We start from the raw sequence: 18,752 nt of genomic DNA, 5'->3' as shown, positions 1-18,752 counted from the left end.
ATCGCGTGTAATCGTTTTACCAGCACGTTTCAGCGTGACGAGGAGGTACGGATGGGCCGGCGCGCGGCGTCCGACAGCGGGGGACGGCGGCCGACGACGATCAGGGATGTGGCCGCCCGCGCCGGGGTGTCCGTCGCCACGGTGTCCCGCATCCTCTCCGGGACGTACCCGGGAGCCGCCGCGACCCGGGGCAAGGTGCTCCGCGCGGTGCGCGAACTCGACTACGTGGCCAACGCGAACGCGCGGGGGCTCGCCGGCGCCCGCAGCCGCAGCGTCGCGATCATCGTCAACTCCGTGATCTCCCCGCACTACGCCCACGTGGCGCAGGGGGTCCAGACGCAGGCGGCGATCGAGGGCAAACTGTGCATCGTCGGCACCACCGGCGGCGATCCCGAGCGCGAACTGGCCACGGTCCAGTTGATGCGCGAGGAGCACGCCGAGTGCGTGATCCTGGTCGGGAACGTGATCGCCGACGACGCCTACCGCGAGCGCATGGCGAACTACGCCCGCGCCCTGGCGGCGGCCGGCTCGCAGCTGGTGCTGTGCGGCCGACCCGCGTTGGGTTCCGACGTCCCCGCACTCGTCGTCGAGTACGACAACACCGGCGGCGCCTATGCCATCACCAGCCACCTGCTGTCGCTGGGGCACCGGCGCATCCTGTTCCTCGGCCGCCGCGACAGCTACACCACCCCGGAAAGCCGGGTCGCCGGCTACCGGGCGGCCCTGGCCGACCACCGTGTCCCCCACGACCCCGGGTTGGAGGTCGAGGGCCGGATGGAACGGGACGAGGGCTACCGGATGATCCGGGATCGGCTCGCCGCCGGGCCGCGCGACTTCACCGCCGTCTTCGCCGGGAACGACCTCATCGCGGCGGGCGCCCGCCAGGCGTTGCGGGCGCACGAGCTCCGCGTCCCCGAGGACGTCTCCCTGGTGGGCTTCGACGACCTGCCGCCGTCGGCGGACATCGACCTCACCACGGTGCACGTGCCGCACGAGGAGCTGGGACGCACTGCCGTGCGGATGGCCCTGGGTCGCCCCCGGGATTCCACGGCGGCGGTCCCCGGCGTGATGCTCGGGACGCACATCGTCGTCCGCGACTCGGTTCGGCCGCTCGTCCGCGAGGAGCCCCGGGTGGGGTGACGGTGGGCCCGGGACGCCCGGTCGAGGAGGTACCCGTCGCGGGTCCGTCCCGCTCTCCCGGTGTTCCCGCACCACGCCCGCCCGGGGCACACCCCGCACCACGGCGGGGCGAGGCGGGGCGCCGCCGACGATCGGTTCGGGGCTGGCGGTGGTCCCGGCGGGCGTGGGCCGGGAGCGGATCACGCCCGGTGCCCGTGCCCGGTGGTCGCGCCAGGCCGTCGCGTTCTCGACCGTGCCGTCGACATCCGCCCATCCCGTCGCACCGGTCAACGGCGGTGCGCCCCGGAAGCGGGTCACCTACAGCCGGGGGTGCTCGCCGGGCGGCTCCTCGAAGAGGTCCCCGTACCGGTCGAGCCGGTCCGGGATCATGCCGTGGGTGAAGACCAGGTCCTCCGGCGTGGCGCAGCTCTCCACCTCGTCCCAGGTGACCGGGGTGGACACGGTGGCCTGGGCGCGGGCGCGGAGCGAGTAGGGCGCCACCGTCGTCTTGGCCGGGTTGTTCTGGCTCCAGTCGATGAGCACCCGGCCCACCCGCCTGGCCTTGGTCATCGTCGACACCACGGCCTCCGGATGGCGCTGGGCCAGCCGATCGGCGAGTTCCCTCGCGTACCGGGAGGTCCGGTCCGCCTCGGCCACGGTGACCGGCACGTAGAGCTGGAGCCCCTTCGACCCGCTGGTCTTGGGCCGGGGGGCGAGCCCGTCCGCCTCCAGTTCGACGCGGAGGAGTTCCGCCACCCGGCAGCACTCGACGACCGTCGCGGGCGGGCCGGGGTCGAGGTCGAAAACGAGCAGGTCGGGGGTGTCGCGCGCCCCGTCGGGGGTGACCCGCCACTGGGGGACGTGCAGTTCGAGGGCGGCCAGGTTGGCGAGCCACACCAGGGTCGGTACCTCGTCCACCAGGACGAACTCCGTCGTCTCCGCTCCCTTGCTGCTGCCCGGGGTGGGGATCTCGACGGTGGGCACCCAGTCCGGGGCCGACCGGGAGGCGTTCTTCTCGAAGAACGACTGCCCGTCGACGCCGTCCGGGTAGCGGCGCAGCGTCACCGGTCGTCCCCGGAGGTGCCCGAGCAGGACGGGTGCGACCCGGGCGTAGTAGTCGATGACGTCCCGTTTGCTCACCCCCGCCTCGGGGTAGAGGATCTTGCCGAGGTTCGTCAGGCGGAGGCGGCGGTCGCCGACGACGACGCTGACCCGGTCCTCAGGCACCCTCGGTCACCTCCGCTGGCCGTTTGTCGTCCCGGAGTCCGCGCCAGCGGGGGGCCCGGAGCCGCCCGTCCCGCGTCCACTCCTGGAACAGCACCTCACCGACCAGGCGGGGTTCGACCCAGCGGGCGGACCGGGCCCGCTGGGCCGGCACCGGTCCGGCGAAGGGGGACTTCGCGCTGGCCAGCTCGCGCAGCGTGCCGGTGAGGCTCCTCAGTTCGGCTTCGGAGAAGCCGCTGCCGACCGATCCGACGAAGCGGAGCCCGTCGGGGCCGGGGAGGCCGAGCAACAGCGATCCCAGCACCCCGCTCCGCCGGCCCTCCCCCGGACGCCAGCCGCCGACCACCACCTCCTGGGTGCGCACGTCCTTGATCTTGGTCCAGGCCGGTGAGCGCCGGCCCGGCCGGTACGGGGAGTCTCGGTGCTTGGCGACGATGCCCTCGAACCCCCGTTCCCTGCTCACCTCGAGGACGGCTGCGCCCCCTCCGGAGAAGGACGGGGGTGTCTGCCAGTGGGGTCCGCGCGGGGCGAGCTCGTCGAGCAGCGCCCGCCGCCGCGTGTAGGGCAGGTCGAAGAGGTTCCGGCCGTCGAGGTGGAGGAGGTCGAAGACGAGGAGGGTGGCGGGGTGTTCCTCGGCGAGGCGCCTGGTCCTGGCCTGCCCGGTGACGTGGAGCCGACGTTGGAGCAGCGCGAAACTCGGGCGTCCCTGGTCGAGCACGACGATCTCGCCGTCGAGCAGCACCTGGGTGGAGCCGAGCTGCTCCCCGAGCCCCCGCAGCTCGGGGTAGGTGGCGGTGACGTCCTCGCCTCGACGGTTGCGCAACCGGAGCCGACCGCCCTCCACCTCGGCGAGGGCCCGGGCGCCGTCCCACTTGAACTCGTAGCACCACTGGTCGTCCTCGGAGGTGCTGGGCAGGGTGCCGGCGGTGGCCAGCATCGGCGCCACGTCGTCGGGCACCGGGACCCGGTCGGGGTCCTGGGGCGGGTCGCTCCGTCGCACCATCCAGTCGCCGCCTCGACCGAAGAAGACGTAGCGCCCCGTCACCCGGTCGCCGTGCAGCACCACGTCGACCTCGTGGTCGGTCCACTTCCGGGTCTCGTAGGTGCCCCTGTCCCAGATCAGCACCTCACCGGCCCCGTACTCCCCCTTCGGGATGCGGCCCTCGAAGTCCGCGTAGTCGAGCGGGTGGTCCTCGGTGCGCACGGCGAGTCGGACGGTGCCGGGTTCGGCGGGCAAGCCCTTGGGCACCGCCCAGGAGACGAGCACCCCGTTCCGTTCGAGCCGGACATCCCAGTGCAGGCGTCGGGCGTGGTGTTCCTGCACGACGAACACGTCGTCCGCGCCGTGCGGGAGGGGGCCGTGGTCGGGGACGGGCTCGGGCGTCCGTCTCGGGTCCCGCCGACGCCGGTACTCGTCCAGGTCGGCCATGCTCAGGCGCTGCTCTTCCTACCGCCGGTGCGACGGGTGGAGCCGGACCGGGTGGTCTTCTCGTCCTGCTCCTTCTCCGCCTTCTTCTTCCCACCCCCGCCGCTCCGCCCCCGGGAGGTCCGGCGGTCCTGGTCCCCGGTGCCGTCCCGGGAGGTCCTCGCCTGCTCGACGCTGCGTTCCAGCGCGGTCATGAGGTCGATGACCTCGCCCTCCCGTTCGGGTTCCGGTCGTTCGGGTATCTCGGCGCCCTCGGCCTTGGCGCTGATCAGTTCCCCGAGCGCCTCCCGGTAGTCGTCGGAGAACTGGTCGGGTTCGAAGTCCCCGGCCATGCTCTGCACGAGGGAGGACGCCATCTGGAGTTCCTGGGGCCGGATCTCGACGTCCTGGGACAGGAAGGAGAACTCCGGTTTCCGGACCTCGTCCGGCCAGAGCATGGTGTGCAGGACCAGGACGTCGTTCCTGGCGCGCAGCATCGCCAGGGTCTCCCGCTGGCGGAGGGTGATCTTGACCACGGCGAGCAGGTCGGCCTCCTCCAGGGCGCGGCGCAGCAGCACGTACGGCCGGACCGCCGCCTTGTCGGGTTCGAGGTAGTAGCTCTTCTGGAAGAAGATCGGGTCCACCTCGGCGGCGGGCACGAACTCGAGGACCTCGATGGCGTGCTCGGTCTTGATCGGCAGCGACTCGAAGTCCTCGGGCCCGAGCATCACCATCCGGCCGTCCTCGAACTCGTACCCCTTCGCGATGTCCTCGTTGCCGACCTGCTTGCCGCAGACCGAGCACACCCGCTGGTACCGGATCCGCCCGCCGTCCTCCCGGTGCACCTGGTGGAACCGGAAGTCGTGTTCCTCGGTCGCCCGGTACAGCCGGACGGCGACCGTCACCAGCCCGAAGGACACGGCTCCACGCCACAGCGACCTCATGGGGTCTGCCTACCCGAGGCTGGAGCCCCCAACCACCCGAGGTCACCCACATCGGCGGATTCCCACCGGAGGCAGCGGTCGGGCCGGTCGTCGAAGCCACCGGTCCCTCCTGGACCCGGCGGTGTCCGCCCTCGGCATCCGTTACCACCAACCTGCCGGAAATGTGCTGACCAGAGAGGGTCTCGACGATGCGCCGGCAGCCCGGTGCGGTGCGCTCGGCAGGTGTATATTCCCTGCTTCGTGTGCGGCTGTCGGGTCCGAGCGCCCCTGCTTCCCGCTTCCCCGGTTCGTCGGGCCGGCAGGAGGCCGACCCGACTCGCTGCCGTGGTCGTGGAGCGCGTGGTCGTCGTGGCCGGGCATGACGGCGACCTCACCCCCTCCCCGGTGGACTGAGCACCGTGAGTCTGTTCGAGGGCGAACTGCGCCCGCGGAAGCGGCCGCGAGGTCGCTCCATGGCCACGACCAAGTGGTGGCAGTACCCGGCCCGGCTGTTGGTCCTCGTCTTCGCCGCTGCCGTGCTCGTCGGCACGGTGCTGCTCGCGTTGCCCCTCGCCACCGAGGGACCGGCCTCCGCTCCGCTGCTCACCGCACTGTTCACCGCCACCTCCGCGGTGTGCGTCACCGGGTTGATCATCGTCGACACCCCGGTCTACTGGTCCACCTTCGGTGAGGTGGTGCTCATCGGGCTCGTGCAACTGGGCGGGCTCGGGATCATGACCCTGGCGTCCGTTCTCGCCCTGGTCGTGTCCCGCCGGCTGGGACTCCGGATGCAGCTCTCGGCCCAGGCCGAGACCGGCACGCTGAACCTGGGTGATGTGCGCGCGCTCGTGGGTGGCGTGATCCGTACGAGCCTGCTGTTCGAGGCCGTGACGGCGGTCATCCTGGTCACCCGCTTCCTCGTCGGGTACGACGAACCCTGGTCACAGGCCTTGCGGCTGGGTCTGTTCCATGCGGTGGCCGCCTTCAACAACGCGGGTTTCGCGCTGTTCAGCGACAACCTGGAGAGCTTCTCGGGGGATCCGTGGATCGTGCTTCCGGTGGTGGTGGCCGCGACCGCGGGTGGGCTCGGGTTCCCCGTACTGCTGGAGCTGTGGCGCAGGATGCGCACCCCCCGCCGCTGGTCGCTGCATGTGAAGGTGACGCTGATCACCAGCGGCGCGCTCGCCGTCCTCGGAACGCTCATGGTGACGACCTTCGAGTGGTCCAACCCAGCCACCCTGGGTTTGATGGGGGTGCCCGAGAAGCTGATGAACGGCTTCTTCCACGGCATGATGCCCAGGAGTGCCGGGTTCAACACCGTCGCGGTCGGCGAGATGGAGCAGGCGACCCTGCTCGGCACCTCGGCGCTGATGTTCATCGGCGGAGGCAGTGCGGGCACGGCGGGAGGGATCAAGGTGACGACCTTCGCCGTCCTGCTCTTCGTGCTGTTGGCGGAGGTGCGGGGCCACCCCAGCACGCACGTGGCAGGCCGCCGGGTCCCCCTCGACGTCCAGCGACAGGCCCTCGCCGTCGCGCTGATCGGCGTGGCCGTCGTGATCCTGTCCACCGTCTACCTGCTGCTCATCAGCTCGTTCCCGTTGGAGAAGGCGCTCTTCGAGGTCACGTCGGCGTTCGGCGTCGTGGGCCTGTCCACGGGCATCACGGCTGACCTCCCCCCCACGGGCCAGGCACTGCTGGTCCTGCTCATGTTCGCCGGACGACTCGGTCCCATCACCCTCGCCGCCGCGCTGGCCCTTCGTGAGAAGACGCGGCGGTACGAACTCCCGGAGGAGCGACCCATCATTGGCTAGGAAACGTCAACGCAGGAAGCCCCCCTCGGGGCACCGCGTCCTGGTGATCGGTCTTGGCCGCTTCGGCGGCTCGCTGGCGCTCGAGCTCGCCAACCGGGGGTGGGAGGTGCTCGGGCTGGACAACGACGCGCGGGTGGTCCAGGACTTCCGCCAGCAACTCACGCACACCATGGTCGTCGACTCGACCGACGTCGAGGCCCTCCGGCAGGTGGGGGCCCAGGAGCACCGCCGAGCGGTGGTGGGCATCGGCACCGACCTGGAGGCGAGCATCCTCACCACCTCGCTGTTGGTGGACCTGGGCGTGCCCAACATCTGGGCCAAGGCCATCAACCGGCAGCACGGGCGGATCCTGGAGCAGATCGGCGCCCACCACGTGGTCCTGCCGGAACACGACATGGGTGAGCGGGTCGCGCACCTGGTGACGGGCCGGATGTTGGACTTCATCGAGTTCGAGGACGACTTCGCGCTGGCGAAGACCGTCGCCCCCGCCGAGGCCACCGACCTGCCGCTGGGCGAGTCGAGGCTCCGGGCGAAGTACGGCGTCACCGTCGTGTCCATCAAACGGGAGGGGGCCGACTTCACGTACGCGACGGCGGACACGGTGATCAGGCGGGATGACGTGCTGATCGTGGCCGGACGGACCAACGACGTGGAACGGTTCTCCGAGCTGGTGTGACGGTCGGCGGCCCGCCGCCGACCGGGCCGCTCAGGATCGCACGAGCCGGGCGATCGCCTCGCTGGCCTCGCGCACCTTCTCGTCGGCGACCTCCCCGCCCTCGGTCAGCGCCTCGCTGACGCAGTGCCGGAGGTGGTCGTCGAGGAGGCCGAGGGACACGGCCTGGAGCGCCTTCGTCGCGGCGGCGATCTGGGTGAGGACGTCGATGCAGTAGCTGTCGTTCTCGATCATCCGGGAGAGACCCCGCACCTGGCCCTCGACGCGGCGCAGCCGCTTGAGGTAACTGTCCTTGTCCGGCGTGTAACCGTGCATCGGGGCTCCTCGCGTCGTCCGGTCCCTCCCGACGACGTTACCCCCACCGGGTAGCGTTCCGGGCCGCTCGACCGGGGGCGGCTGACGTGGTCAGCCGCTGCCCGTCACCTCGGTGCCGCGGGTGGGAGCCGGGAGCTCGACGTCGTGCTCCCGGGGATGGCCACCGCCAGGGGGTGGGCTCAGCCGTCGGAGGGCCGGTAGTCCTCGTCCAGGGGTTCGGACCTCAGCTGCTCGGCGACGTCGGCGGGGTTCGCCTGTTCCGCCCGGTCGGCGATGTGCTCGGCGTCCCCGCTCGTCTCCTCCTCGTCGGGAGCCGCGGCTCGCTCCTGTTCCACGGCGTCCGGTTGCGGGACCGCCCGGTCCTCGTCGTGGCTGGACATGGTCAGCCTCCCGTCGACTGGGGCTCCAGCGCACGTTCGCTGGTCCCGCTCTCCGCCCTGGTCTCCGCGCGGAGCCGGTTCAACAGCTCGCGGCGCTCGCCCTCGGCCAGGCCGCCCCAGACCCCGTACCGTTCACCGCTCGCCAACGCGTGCGCGCGGCAGCGGAGCATCACCGGGCAGGTCTCGCAGATGCGCTTGGCGCGCTCCTCGCGGATCGTCCGGGCCGCTCCGCGCTCCCCCTCCGAGAAGAAGAAGACGGAGGGGTCGATGTCCCGGCAGGCCGCCTCGAGTTGCCAGTCCCAGAGTTCCGTCACAGGCTGTGGTAGGCGCTTGGTGCTCGTCATGCTCAGCTCCCCGCAGTTGTCCCAGGTCCGTAGTTCGCTGTTCGGCGGCCCGTGCCGACCCGCGCTACTTCGTCCTTACCCACCCGAGGCGAAAACATGCATGTGATCCACAGGAGCTTTTCGGGTTCGGTCGGGGGGTCCAGGGGCACCACCGGTCGGGACCGCCACCGGCGGGCGCACCCGGTTCGGCTGGCCGTGGCCCCGAACCTGACGGGGCCGTGACCACGTCGGGGGGCGGCGGTGGCCGTGGGCGCCACCGGCCGCGTTCCCCGGGGCGGCGAGTGGACACCGTGAGCGCGTCCCTCCCGAGGGGTCTCGTCGTGACCGCCGCGCTCAGCTGGCGCCTGCTCGTCATCGCGGGTGCCGGCTACCTCGTCCTCCACCTGGTCGCCGCCCTCTCCACGGTGGTGGTCCCGACCGCGCTGGCCGTGCTGCTGTCGGCGCTGTTGGCTCCGGTGGTGGGCTGGCTGGTCCGGCACCGGGTCGCGCGCGGTCTCGCCACGGCGATCGCGATCCTGGGTGGTCTCGCCGTCCTCACGCTCCTGCTGACCTTCGTGATCGGGGCGCTCGTCTCGGGTGCCGGCGAACTCGCCGGGCAGTTGGCAGACGCGGTGGGTTCCGTCGAGACCTGGCTGGTCGAGGGGCCGTTGCCGCTGGGCGACGACGTGGTCAGCGACCTGTCCGACCGGTTGAGCCGGTGGCTCTCCGAGCACCAGGCGCGGCTGGCCTCCTGGGCGGTGACGGTCGCCGGCGGTGTCGGCGCGGTCCTGACCGGGGCCGTCCTCACGCTGTTCGTCCTGGTCTTCTTCCTCCGCGACGGTGAGCGCATCTGGCGTTTCGTCCTGCTGGCCGTTCCCGCGCGGTACCGGCCGAGGACCGACGACGCGGGTCGGCAGGCGTTCCGCCAGCTGGGCCGCTACATCCGCGCCACCGCCGCGGTCTCCTTGATCGACGCGGTGGGGATCGGCCTGGGCCTACTGGTCCTGGGCGTGCCCCTGGCCCTCCCCCTGTCGATGCTGGTGTTCGTCGGCGGTTTCGTCCCGCTGATCGGGGCCTTCCTGTCCGGCGCGGTCGCCGTGCTGGTGGCCCTGGCCTCGAACGGCTTGCTGACCGCGGTGCTGGTGCTGGGCGTGGTGCTGGCCGTGCAGCAGCTGGAGGGCAACGTCCTCCAGCCACTGCTGATGGGCCGGATGGTCCGATTGCACCCGCTCGCGGTGGCGCTGGCCATCGCCGTCGGCGTGATCCAGGCCGGTGTCATCGGCGCGTTGCTCGCGGTCCCCCTGCTCACGACGCTGCGGACGATGGTGGTCGTGCTCGCGCGGTCGGCGGCGGAACCTCCCGGCCCCGTGGCATCGGGAGGGGGGACGACCGAGGGCGAAGCGCCGTGAGGTGCGGGCTGGCGTGCCGGTGGCGTCGGGGCCGAGGGGCGCCCCATCCCGCGAACCGGGTGTTTCCCCTCTCCCTGGCCCGCCCACGGTCACGCCTGGGATGGCTCGTCGGGCCGTCAGTGCGGGCGGCGGCCGAGGGGCCTGGTCGGGGACGTCCCGTCCGCTCCCGTGCCTCGGGGCCCCGCCACCGCCCGAACCGGTGGCTGGTGGGACCCGCTACACGGGTCGACCCCTCCGCCTGGACACTCCACCCGATGTGCTCCTCGACGGACGGCACGTGACGCGCGGCGGGCTCTGCCGGCGACGTCGGTCCGTCTCGTTCCCCGTGCGCCCGGGGCCGACCGGGGGACGCGGGTCCGCGCCGCCGGCGCCGGGGGTGCCAGCTCAGCCGGTGGCGGAGCTGAACTGGGGAAGCGAGACGGTGGGGCGGGTGGGGTCGGCGGCGGGCTGGGCTGGGGCCTCCTGGGCTGGGGCCGGCTGGCTCAGGGCGAGTTCCTGCGCGGAGGCCTCCGCCGCGGCGGCCAGCTCGGCACGCCTGGCTTCCTCCTCGGCCTCCCGGACGGCACGCTGGTGGGCCCGGCCCCGTTCGGCGACCTCCCGGATGCGTTGGGTCGCCTCGCGCTGATCAGCCCGACGTTTGTTGCGCGCGACCCGGTCCTTCTTGACCGTGCGGTCGTTGCGCTGGGTGACCGCCCGGGCGCGCTCCACGTAGGGTCGAAAGACTTCCCGCAAGTGGCTCGCGTTGCGATCCGAGAGGTCGATTTCGTAGTTGACCCCGTCCAAGGCGAACTGCACGGTGGACTGCGCAGGCGCTCCGTCGAGGTCATCAACCAGTTCGACGCAGACACGCTCGGCCATGATCACCTAGTCTTTCCGTGTACAACTCGGGCACCGCAGAGCCGCGGCGGCACCCTGATTCTAACGGAATCGTCACCGGAAGCCGAAACCCCTCCCCGGCCGACAAGCCTTGCGGCAAGATGCACGGCCCCCCTTACCAAGGGCCATCCGGGCGCACGCGCAAAGCGCTTCCCACGCAACGGCGAAGAGACACGCCATCAGCATCATGTTTATGATTGCCGCAGTGGGATACCGTATGCCAACCGCGGGCATCGGGAAACAGCGGAATTAGGGAGTGCAACATGGCCCAGAAGGTCACGGTCCAACTGCTCGATGACATCGACGGCTCAGTGGCCGAGCAGACCGTTAAGTTCGGACTGGACGGGGTGGAGTTCGAGATCGACCTGTCCAATGGGAACGCGGACAAACTGCGGGAAACGCTGACGCCCTTTGTGGACAACGCCCGCCGCACGGGGGGCCGCAAGCGCGGTGGTCGGACCGCCAGGGCGACCGGTGCGCAGCCGGCCCCGAGCCAGGCCTCGGACCGGGAGCGCAACCAGGCCATCCGGGAGTGGGCGCGGGAGCAGGGCCTGAAGGTGTCCGACCGCGGCCGCATCCCCGCCGAGGTCATCGAGGCGTACGACAAGCGCGGCTGATCCGCGCTGGCCGTGGTAGGCCCAGCGCGAGACAAGCAGTCCCGGCACGATCGACGCGACAGCGCGAATGTGCCGGGATACGCGTATATGGGGCGGACGTCACAGCGCCGTTAACCAGGGTCCCCGGGGGAGCACCCCGGGGACCCGACCCCGGGTTCACCTCTGTTAATGCGCCCACGGGAGTAATCCCGCGCTCACCGAGGAGAACGGAAAATCAACGACACGCCCACGCCGGTCCCGGCAAACGAGCCACCGGGACGTGACGTGGCTCTCCGCTTAAGGGCTCGCGGACCACCCGACCGACTAGCCACCGATACCGGATCGATGATCCCGACTACTGCCCGCTACTACGAGCGGGCTCGTGACGACGTTTCGCGGGCGACACCACCCGCGCCGGCTGACCCTCCAATCGTCGGCACGACATTGGGTCACCACCGGTCACCTGGTGACGGTAGCGGCCCTTCCCCGACTTTCCCGGACGCTCCGCATTCGGCGAAACACGTTTGGTTGCCGTGGCGAGCGGACGTCGCCCTCCCACCCACACGCCCATCTCACCCGCGACCGACGGGGACCATCGGTCGTGACCTCGCGACGGAGGTTCCTCCGTCCCGACGATTCCTCAATGCGCGCGGAGACGACCGGCCATCCCGGTCAGCCCGCCACCGGGCGCCGCCACCGAATCCCTGCTCCTGAGTTCGGCTGGCATGCGCACGACGGCCCCGGGGGCCGTCCGCCGCGCCCCGGTCGCGATCCGCCCCGCCGTGACCGCGCCGCTCCGCAACGGCAGTCGCACGGTGGTGAGCTCGGGCACCACGTCCACGGCGACGGGCAGGTCGTCGAACCCCGCCACCGAGACGTCCTCCGGTACCCGGACCCCGCACGCGCGGAAGGACGCGATGACCCCGGAGGCGGTGAGATCGTTCCCGGCCACCACCGCCGTGCAGTCCACGCCCGCGCGCACCAGCTCGCGGCCGGCCTCCAGACCCGCGGCCCGGGAGAACCCGCTCCTGATCCAGAGGCAGCTGTCGGGATCGATCCCGGCCTCGGTCAACGCCTGCCTGGCACCGGCGACCCGCGCGCTGCTCGTGGTGTGGTGGGGTGGGCCGGTGAGGTAGGCGATCCGGCGGTGCCCGGCGGCGAGCAGCAGTCGGGTGAGGGCGGCGGCGCCACCGTCGTTGTCGAACACCACGCTGGCCGCCTCGCTGTCGGGCGGTGCCTCCCGTCCGCAGAAGACGACGCGGGTCCCCCGGGAAACGCTCTGCCGCACCAGGTCGGCGGTCCGCCGACGGTGCCCGTCGTCCTCTGGTCCGCCCCCGGTGACGACGATGGCCCTGGCGCGCTGCCGGAGCAGCAGCTCCATGTACCTGAGTTCGTCGTCGGCCGAGCCGGCGGTGTGGCAGATCATCGTCAGCAGGTCCGCCTCGGCGGCCTCCCGTTGGATCCCGCTGGCGAGCACCCCGAAGAAGGGGTCGGACACGTCGTTGACCAGGACGCCGAGCACCTCCGACGTGGCGGCGGCGAGAGCCCGGGCCGGCCCGTTGACCACGTAGTTCAGTTCCCGGAGCGCCTCGGTCACCCGCCGCCGGGTCGCCTCGGCGACCGGGTAGTTGCCGTTGAGCACCCGGGACACCGTCGCGCTGGACACACCCGCCCTGGCCGCGACATCGGCCAACGTTGCCGCCACCCTGCACGCCTCCGATCGGTCCTGACCCGTCCCCCTCGGGACCGGTCCTGGATAGCACGCGGGAACGGGCCGTCGTGCGGGGCGGCACCGTCTCCCGCACGCCGTACTGTCCGTCGCTGGCCCCCCGCGCGGCGCGGCCCCGGCCGATCTCGGCCAGGAGTGCGGGCACCTCCTTGACCACCCCGTGCCCGCCACCTAGCTTTCGAGGCTCAGTAAGCGCTTTCTACGAACCGGAGCTGACCCCGTGGCACTCACGCTGCCGACAGACGCCGGCGATCTCGTCCAGTACACCCCTCGACCGACCGCGCCGCGTTCGGCCAAGGGCGCTCCCCCGAGCAGCCGAGTGCTCTACGCCGCGGCGCACGTCGTGGCTGACCCGCTCGCGGACAACACCCCGGGTGTCCCGGCACGCCCCGACTGGGGCGCCACCATGGCGTTCCGCCACCACCTGTGGGAGCACGGCGTCGGGGTCGCCGACGCCATGGACACCGCGCAGCGGGGGATGGGCCTGGACTGGCCGACGGCGGCCGAGCTCATCCGCCGCAGCGGCGCGGAGGCCCGGTCGGTCGGTGGGGCGCTCGGCGTGGGTGTGGGCACCGACCAGCTCGGTCCCGGTGACCACGGCATCCCGGAGATCATCGCGGCCTACGAGGAGCAGGCCGAGGTCGCCGTGGCCGCCGGGGCCACCGTGATCCTGATGGCCAGCCGCGCCCTGGCCAGCGCGGCCACCGGACCCGAGGACTACCAGCGGGTGTACGACCACCTGTTGGGACAGTTGCCCGAGCCGGCGATCCTGCACTGGCTCGGACCGATGTTCGACCCCCAGCTGCTGGGTTACTGGGGCTCCCGCGACCTCGACACCGCGACAGACACCTTCACCTCGATCATCGAGGCCAACAGCGCGAAGGTCGACGGCATCAAGGTGTCGCTGCTGGACGCGGACCGGGAGGTGGCGCTCCGGCGGCGGCTCCCGACGGGCGTCCGCTGCTACACCGGCGACGACTTCCACTACCCGGAGCTGATCAGGGGTGACGACCGGGGGTACAGCCACGCCCTGCTCGGCATCTTCGACGCCATCGCGCCGGCTGCGGTCGCGGCGGTCCGGGCGCTGGACTCCGGGGACGAGGAGACCTTCGACCGGCTGTTGGACCCCACCGTTCCGCTGTCCCGGCACATCTTCCAGACACCCACGTACTACTACAAGACGGGCATCGTCTTCCTCGCGTGGCTGTCCGGGCACCAGGACCACTTCCGCATGGTGGGCGGCCTGGAGAGCGCTCGGTCCGTCCCCCATCTGGCCAGGCTGTTCGTCCTCGCCGACGAAGCCGGCCTCCTCCCCGACCCCGACCTCGCCGAGCGCCGCATGCGCCTGTTCCTCGAACTGTCCGGAGTGGCCCAGTGACCAGCACCGACGCCGCTCCCCTCGCGGGAGCCGACCTGTCCCGGTTGAGCCTGAACCAGGCGACGATCAAGTACGCGGACCTGGAGACCGTGGTGGCCGAATGCGTGCGCGCCGGGGTGCCCGGCGTGGGCCTGTGGCGGGAGCCGGTCGCCGAGTACGGGCTGGCCAGGTCGGCGGACCTGGTCAGGAAGGCCGGCCTCGAGGTCACCTCGCTCTGCCGGGGTGGCTTCTTCACCTCGGCGGACCCCGGGGAGCGGGCCGCCGCCCTGGAGGACAACCGCCGCGCGGTCGACGAGTGCGCCGAGCTGGGGACCTCGGTGCTCGTGCTGGTGTCCGGTGGTCTGCCCGCCGGGAGCACCGACGTGGACGGCGCCCGGGAACGGGTGGCCGACGCGCTCGGGGAGCTCGGCCCCTACGCCCAGGAACGCGGGGTCCGGCTCGCGGTGGAACCGCTGCACCCCATGTTCTGCTCGGACCGCTGCGTGGTCTCGACGCTGGACCAGGCGGTCGACCTGGCGAGCCGCTTCCCCGTCGAACAGGTCGGGGTGGTGGTCGACGCCTACCACGTCTGGTGGGACCCCAACGTCTACCAGGCCATCGAGCGGGCCGGCGAGCGGATCGCGTCCTACCAGGTCTGCGACTGGGTGACGCCGCTCCCGGCCGACGTCCTGCTGGGCAGGGGCATGATGGGTGACGGCTGCGTGGAGCTCGCGCGGTTGCGCGAGGCCGTGGAACGCGCCGGGTACGACGGCCCCATCGAGGTCGAGATCTTCAACCAGGGGCTCTGGGACGCCGCGCCCCGCGAGGTGGTGGACCTGACCGTGGAGCGCTACCGGCGCCACGTCTGGTAGTCAATCGAACCCCGTCCGTGATCCCCGTCGGGAAGATCGGTAGTACCGTGGCGGCGAGTCGGCCGTGAGGGCGCGACCGGACTGGATTGCCGAGGCACACGATGGCACTGCGGGCGGGGGACCTCGTCCCCGACTTCGAGTTGACCGACCAGCACGGCGAGACGCTCTCGTTGGGTGACCTGCTCACCAGGGGTCCCGTCGTGCTCTTCTTCTACCCCGCCGCCTTCACCACCGGGTGCACCGCCGAGAGCTGCCACTTCCGGGACCTCGCCTCGGAGTTCGGCGAGCTGGGGGCGCGGCCGGTGGGTGTGAGCGGCGACGCGGTCGAGCGGCAGCGGGAGTTCGACGAGGCGAACTCCCTGGGTTTCCCGCTGCTCTCCGACCCCGCCGGCACCGTCGCCGCCCAGTTCGGGGTCCGGCGGATCGGTCCCCTCCCGATGAAGCGGCACACCTTCGTCATCGGGACCGACCGCCGGCTCCTGCACGTGACGCGCAGCGAGTTCCGGATGGAGATCCACGCGGACGAGGCGCTCGCCGCGTTGCGCGCGTCGTCCTGAGCGGACCCGCGCCAGCGCGGAACCGGCCGCGGTCGTCCCCAGCCCCTACAGTCGGTGCCATGTCACTCACCCTGGGATCGGGTCCCTTCGCGCGACCGTTGGCCGGGCACCTGAACTTCGACCTGGAGGCCGCCGCGCCGGCGCACGTCCTGTACCTGCACGAGGTGGACCGCCGCGTTCGCGGCGAGGTGGCCGGCGAGACGGTGGTGGACACCGTCGGGGCGCGGATGCTGCACGAGACGGGCCTGCTCCCCCAGTGGTACCTCCCGCTGTCCGACGTCAGCGGAGAGCTCGTGGACAGCGACCACCGGACGCACTGCCCCTTCAAGGGCGACGCCCGGTACTGGCACCTCCGGGTGGGTGACCGGGTGCTGGAGAACGTCGTGTGGTCCTACCCGGACCCGGTGCGGGGCTCCCCGGACCTGTCCGGGCTCGGCGCCTTCTACTTCGAGCGCCTGGACGCGTGGTTCGAGGAGGACGAGCGGGTGTTCGCGCATCCGAGGGACCCCTTCCACCGCGTCGACACCCGCCGCTCGAGTCGGCTCGTCCGGGTCTGGGCGGGGTCCCTGCTGATCGCCGAGACCCGGCGTCCGGTGGCCCTGTTCGAGACGGGGCTGCCCGTCCGGTGGTACGTCCCCCGGGAGGACGTGGCGAGCGAGTTCCTGGTGCCGGCGGAGCGGGTGACGATGTGCCCGTACAAGGGACGCGCGGGGTACTTCGACCTCGAGGCACCTGAGGTCAGCGGCGCCGAGGTGGCCTGGACCTACCCCCTGCCGCTGGCCGAGGCGGCGGCGGTCGCCGGCTACCTGTGCTTCGCCGGCCCCCGGGTGCGCGTCGAGGTGGGGTGAGGCGGTCCGCCGGGAACGGGGTTCCCGGCGGACGCTCCACTCAGGAGGCGGCGACCGAGGACACCGCGCCGTTGAGCACCGGAAGGTATCCGTTGGCGTGGCCGTTGGCGTTGGGGTGGTAGGACTCGGTCAACGGGAGCATCGGGCCGTTGATCCACGCGCCGGAGGCGCAGTAGCCACGTCCCTGGAAGGCGGGCCGCGCGTCGGCGAAGGTGAAGCCGGCCGCACCGGCGTGGGTGTTGGTCACGTCGGCCAGCAGGTCCGCGGTCTCGTTCAGCAGCGTGCGGCGTTCGTTGGACACCAGGCAGGTGCCCGCCGAGAACAGGTGCGGGTAGCCGATCACGACGACCTCGGCATTGGGGGCCGAGGAACTGATCGCGGCGTAGGTGGCGTCGAGGCGGGCGGGGAGTTCGTCGGCGATGAAGGCCTGGGCGCCGGCGACCGCGTCCGCGCAGCCCTGGGAAGTTCCGATCGTGCAGGTCGTGATGACGCTGGCGAAGCCGGCGTCGTTGCCGCCGATGGAGACGCTGACGAGGTCGGTCGCGGGGTCGAGCGCGCCGATCTGGTTGGCGAGCAGGTCGTCGGTGGTGGCTCCGGAACACGCGGCGAAGGTGAGGCTCGCGGCGTTCTCGCTCGCCCAGAGCTCCGGGTAGGCCAGCGGCGACCGCTGGCAGTTCCCGCTGTCGGGGTCGTACTGGCCGATTCCGGTACCGGAGACGTAGGAGTCGCCGAGCGCGGCGTAGGCGAGGTCCTGTTGGGCGACGGCGGCGGGGGCGACGGAGACGGCGGTGGCGACGGCGAGCGCCGCGCCGGCCAGGGTGGTCAGGAGACGAGCACGCACGGATACCTCCCGATCATGGGCAACGTGGCTCATCCTTAACACGGTCGTTCTCAACGTGAAACTTTTCGCCGAGGCAACCAGCCGGTCGGACGATCGCCGGTCACCGTGCGTGCGCACCTGGGCCGCTCCGCTCGCCCACTCACCCGCCGGAAACGTTTCGCCGTATTCATGGTCGAATTCGCAACGAATCGTCATAATGAGCATGGTTTGCCGCATGATCCGGCCGGGTATTGCCCCCTAGCCTTGAGGTATGGCTGTCACGACCGACCACGCTCACGCGACGACGCGGAGCACCTCCGAGGCGATCGCGCTCGACGAGCGGTGGAGCACGCACAACTACCACCCGCTTCCGGTGGTCATCGCGCACGGTGAGGGCGCATGGGTGACCGACGTGGAGGGGCGCCGCTACCTGGACTTCCTCGCCGGCTACTCCGCGCTGAACTTCGGCCACCGCCACCCGGACCTGGTGTCGGCCGCGGTCGAGCAGCTCGGTCGGGTCACCCTGACCAGCAGGGCGTTCCACCACGACCAGCTCGGGCCCTTCTGCGCCGAGCTCGCCGAGCTGACCGGCACCGAGCTGGTGTTGCCCATGAACTCGGGCGCGGAGGCCGTCGAGTCGGCCATCAAGGTCGCCAGGAAGTGGGCGTACCAGGTCAAGGGCGTGCCGGCTGACACCGCGGAGATCGTGGTCGCCGGCTCGAACTTCCACGGCCGGACGACGACCATCGTGTCCTTCTCGACCGACGAGGTCGCCCGAGCGGACTTCGGACCGTTCACCCCGGGTTTCGTCGTGACACCTTACGGCGACGCCGCGGCGGTGGAACGCGCGATCACCCCTCGGACCGCCGCCGTCCTGGTGGAACCCATCCAGGGCGAGTCGGGAGTGGTGGTCCCGCCTCCGGACTACCTGCGGACCCTGCGGCGCGTCTGCGACGAGCACGGGGTGCTGCTGGTGATCGACGAGATCCAGTCCGGGCTGGCCAGGACCGGGGAGTTGCTGGCGTCCGCGCACGACGGGGTCCGCGCCGACCTGTACACGCTGGGGAAGGCGTTGGGCGGCGGGCTGTTGCCGCTGTCGGCCGTCGTGGGGAGCCGGGACGTCCTCGGCGTGCTCCGACCCGGTGAGCACGGCTCGACCTTCGGCGGGAACCCGTTGGCCTGCGCCGTCGGCAGGGCGGTGATCCGGCTGCTGTCCACCGGTGAGTTCCAGCGCCGCGCCGTCGAGCTCGGCGGACGGCTGCACTCCCGCCTCGGGGAGCTGGTGGGTCACGGCGTCACCGAGGTGCGGGGTCGCGGCCTGTGGGCCGGCGTGGAGATCGCGCCGGGGGGCCCGGCTGGGCGTCAGGTGTCGGAGGAACTGGCCCGTCGCGGGGTGCTCTGCAAGGAGACCCAGTCGACGACGCTGCGCATCGCGCCGCCACTGGTGATCAGCGAGGCCGAGCTGGACCGCGGCGTCGAGGCCATCGGGGAGGTGCTCGGGAGCCGCTGAGCTCC

Annotated in this window: 19 protein-coding genes; 10 read left to right on the top strand and 9 right to left on the bottom strand. The window is 71.7% G+C overall.

The features are described 5' to 3' along the window. Window positions 1-51: 51 nt before the first annotated feature. A complete protein-coding gene (locus tag ACOJVX_RS06505) occupies window positions 52-1,140 on the top strand; it encodes a LacI family DNA-binding transcriptional regulator (protein ID WP_026418386.1) in 1,089 nt (362 codons plus the stop codon). 297 nt (window positions 1,141-1,437) lie between these two features. Here the strand turns inward: ACOJVX_RS06505 and ligD (ACOJVX_RS06500) are convergent, their stop codons facing one another. Genes ligD (ACOJVX_RS06500) through ACOJVX_RS06490 form a run of 3 tightly spaced genes read right to left on the bottom strand, consistent with a single transcriptional unit; the run spans window position 1,438 to window position 4,692 of the window. Beyond that, entirely contained in the window at window positions 1,438-2,346 is a 909-nt protein-coding gene (gene ligD / locus ACOJVX_RS06500) for a non-homologous end-joining DNA ligase (RefSeq protein ID WP_030225692.1), read from the bottom strand. Next, window positions 2,339-3,772, bottom strand: coding sequence for a non-homologous end-joining DNA ligase (ligD, locus tag ACOJVX_RS06495; RefSeq protein ID WP_030103962.1), 1,434 nt, complete (start codon window positions 3,770-3,772; stop codon window positions 2,339-2,341). The genes ligD (ACOJVX_RS06500) and ligD (ACOJVX_RS06495) overlap by 8 nt, the downstream gene beginning before the upstream one ends. A gap of 2 nt (window positions 3,773-3,774) precedes the next feature. Next, entirely contained in the window at window positions 3,775-4,692 is a 918-nt protein-coding gene (locus ACOJVX_RS06490) for a Ku protein (protein ID WP_026418383.1), read from the bottom strand. Between the two features lie 452 nt (window positions 4,693-5,144). Here ACOJVX_RS06490 and ACOJVX_RS06485 point away from each other — a divergent pair, with 452 nt between their 5' ends. Beyond that, window positions 5,145-6,482: a TrkH family potassium uptake protein gene (locus ACOJVX_RS06485; RefSeq protein ID WP_035291813.1), complete on the top strand. Its 1,338-nt coding sequence runs from the start codon at window positions 5,145-5,147 to the stop codon at window positions 6,480-6,482. After that, window positions 6,475-7,158 (top strand): potassium channel family protein, encoded by a 684-nt coding sequence (locus ACOJVX_RS06480; protein WP_211237498.1) that lies wholly within the window; start codon window positions 6,475-6,477, stop codon window positions 7,156-7,158. Before ACOJVX_RS06485 ends, ACOJVX_RS06480 begins: the two co-directional genes overlap by 8 nt. Window positions 7,159-7,188: 30 nt before the next feature. Here ACOJVX_RS06480 and ACOJVX_RS06475 read toward each other — a convergent pair whose 3' ends face one another. The 3 genes from ACOJVX_RS06475 to ACOJVX_RS06465 form a co-directional block, all read right to left on the bottom strand. Then, the gene (locus ACOJVX_RS06475; protein WP_016697159.1) at window positions 7,189-7,470 is read right to left on the bottom strand and encodes a metal-sensitive transcriptional regulator; all 282 of its coding nucleotides are present in this window, start codon (window positions 7,468-7,470) and stop codon (window positions 7,189-7,191) included. 179 nt (window positions 7,471-7,649) lie between these two features. Further along, entirely contained in the window at window positions 7,650-7,850 is a 201-nt protein-coding gene (locus tag ACOJVX_RS06470) for a hypothetical protein (protein ID WP_026418380.1), read from the bottom strand. Between the two features lie 2 nt (window positions 7,851-7,852). Then, entirely contained in the window at window positions 7,853-8,194 is a 342-nt protein-coding gene (locus ACOJVX_RS06465) for a WhiB family transcriptional regulator (protein ID WP_026418379.1), read from the bottom strand. A 290-nt stretch (window positions 8,195-8,484) separates the two neighbouring features. On the opposite strand from ACOJVX_RS06465, the gene ACOJVX_RS06460 reads away from it, so the two are divergent. Further along, window positions 8,485-9,582, top strand: coding sequence for an AI-2E family transporter (locus ACOJVX_RS06460; protein WP_245588748.1), 1,098 nt, complete (start codon window positions 8,485-8,487; stop codon window positions 9,580-9,582). 384 nt (window positions 9,583-9,966) lie between these two features. On the opposite strand, the gene ACOJVX_RS06455 is transcribed toward ACOJVX_RS06460, so the two are convergent. Then, window positions 9,967-10,440, bottom strand: a complete 474-nt coding sequence (locus ACOJVX_RS06455) for a histone-like nucleoid-structuring protein Lsr2 (RefSeq protein ID WP_035273083.1) — start codon at window positions 10,438-10,440, stop codon at window positions 9,967-9,969. A 281-nt stretch (window positions 10,441-10,721) separates the two neighbouring features. Between ACOJVX_RS06455 and ACOJVX_RS06450 the strand changes: the two genes are divergently transcribed. After that, entirely contained in the window at window positions 10,722-11,075 is a 354-nt protein-coding gene (locus ACOJVX_RS06450) for a histone-like nucleoid-structuring protein Lsr2 (RefSeq protein ID WP_026418376.1), read from the top strand. 619 nt (window positions 11,076-11,694) lie between these two features. Here ACOJVX_RS06450 and ACOJVX_RS06445 read toward each other — a convergent pair. After that, complete coding sequence (locus ACOJVX_RS06445; RefSeq protein WP_026418375.1) at window positions 11,695-12,759, bottom strand: LacI family DNA-binding transcriptional regulator; 1,065 nt, start codon at window positions 12,757-12,759, stop codon at window positions 11,695-11,697. 244 nt (window positions 12,760-13,003) lie between these two features. Between ACOJVX_RS06445 and ACOJVX_RS06440 the strand changes: the two genes are divergently transcribed. The 4 genes from ACOJVX_RS06440 (at window position 13,004) to ACOJVX_RS06425 (ending at window position 16,417) form a co-directional block, all read left to right on the top strand. Then, window positions 13,004-14,161, top strand: coding sequence for a dihydrodipicolinate synthase family protein (locus ACOJVX_RS06440; protein ID WP_026418374.1), 1,158 nt, complete (start codon window positions 13,004-13,006; stop codon window positions 14,159-14,161). Next, a complete protein-coding gene (locus tag ACOJVX_RS06435) occupies window positions 14,158-15,012 on the top strand; it encodes a sugar phosphate isomerase/epimerase family protein (RefSeq protein ID WP_211237497.1) in 855 nt (284 codons plus the stop codon). The genes ACOJVX_RS06440 and ACOJVX_RS06435 overlap by 4 nt, the downstream gene beginning before the upstream one ends. Window positions 15,013-15,113: 101 nt before the next feature. Beyond that, window positions 15,114-15,569, top strand: a complete 456-nt coding sequence (locus ACOJVX_RS06430; protein ID WP_030103956.1) for a peroxiredoxin — start codon at window positions 15,114-15,116, stop codon at window positions 15,567-15,569. A 59-nt stretch (window positions 15,570-15,628) separates the two neighbouring features. Then, on the top strand, window positions 15,629-16,417 hold the full coding sequence (locus ACOJVX_RS06425) for a DUF427 domain-containing protein (RefSeq protein WP_030225683.1): 789 nt from the start codon (window positions 15,629-15,631) through the stop codon (window positions 16,415-16,417). Window positions 16,418-16,457: 40 nt separating this feature from the next. On the opposite strand, the gene ACOJVX_RS06420 is transcribed toward ACOJVX_RS06425, so the two are convergent. Then, on the bottom strand, window positions 16,458-17,258 hold the full coding sequence (locus ACOJVX_RS06420) for an SGNH/GDSL hydrolase family protein (RefSeq protein WP_026418370.1): 801 nt from the start codon (window positions 17,256-17,258) through the stop codon (window positions 16,458-16,460). A gap of 250 nt (window positions 17,259-17,508) precedes the next feature. Between ACOJVX_RS06420 and rocD the strand changes: the two genes are divergently transcribed. Continuing rightward, window positions 17,509-18,747, top strand: coding sequence for an ornithine--oxo-acid transaminase (gene rocD / locus ACOJVX_RS06415; RefSeq protein WP_026418369.1), 1,239 nt, complete (start codon window positions 17,509-17,511; stop codon window positions 18,745-18,747). The last annotated feature ends 5 nt before the right edge of the window (window positions 18,748-18,752 follow it).

The sequence above is a fragment of the Actinoalloteichus caeruleus genome, assembly GCF_049311605.1.
GTDB classification, from domain to species: domain Bacteria; phylum Actinomycetota; class Actinomycetes; order Mycobacteriales; family Pseudonocardiaceae; genus Actinoalloteichus_B; species Actinoalloteichus_B caeruleus.
This window is presented reverse-complemented; position numbering and strand designations above follow the sequence as displayed.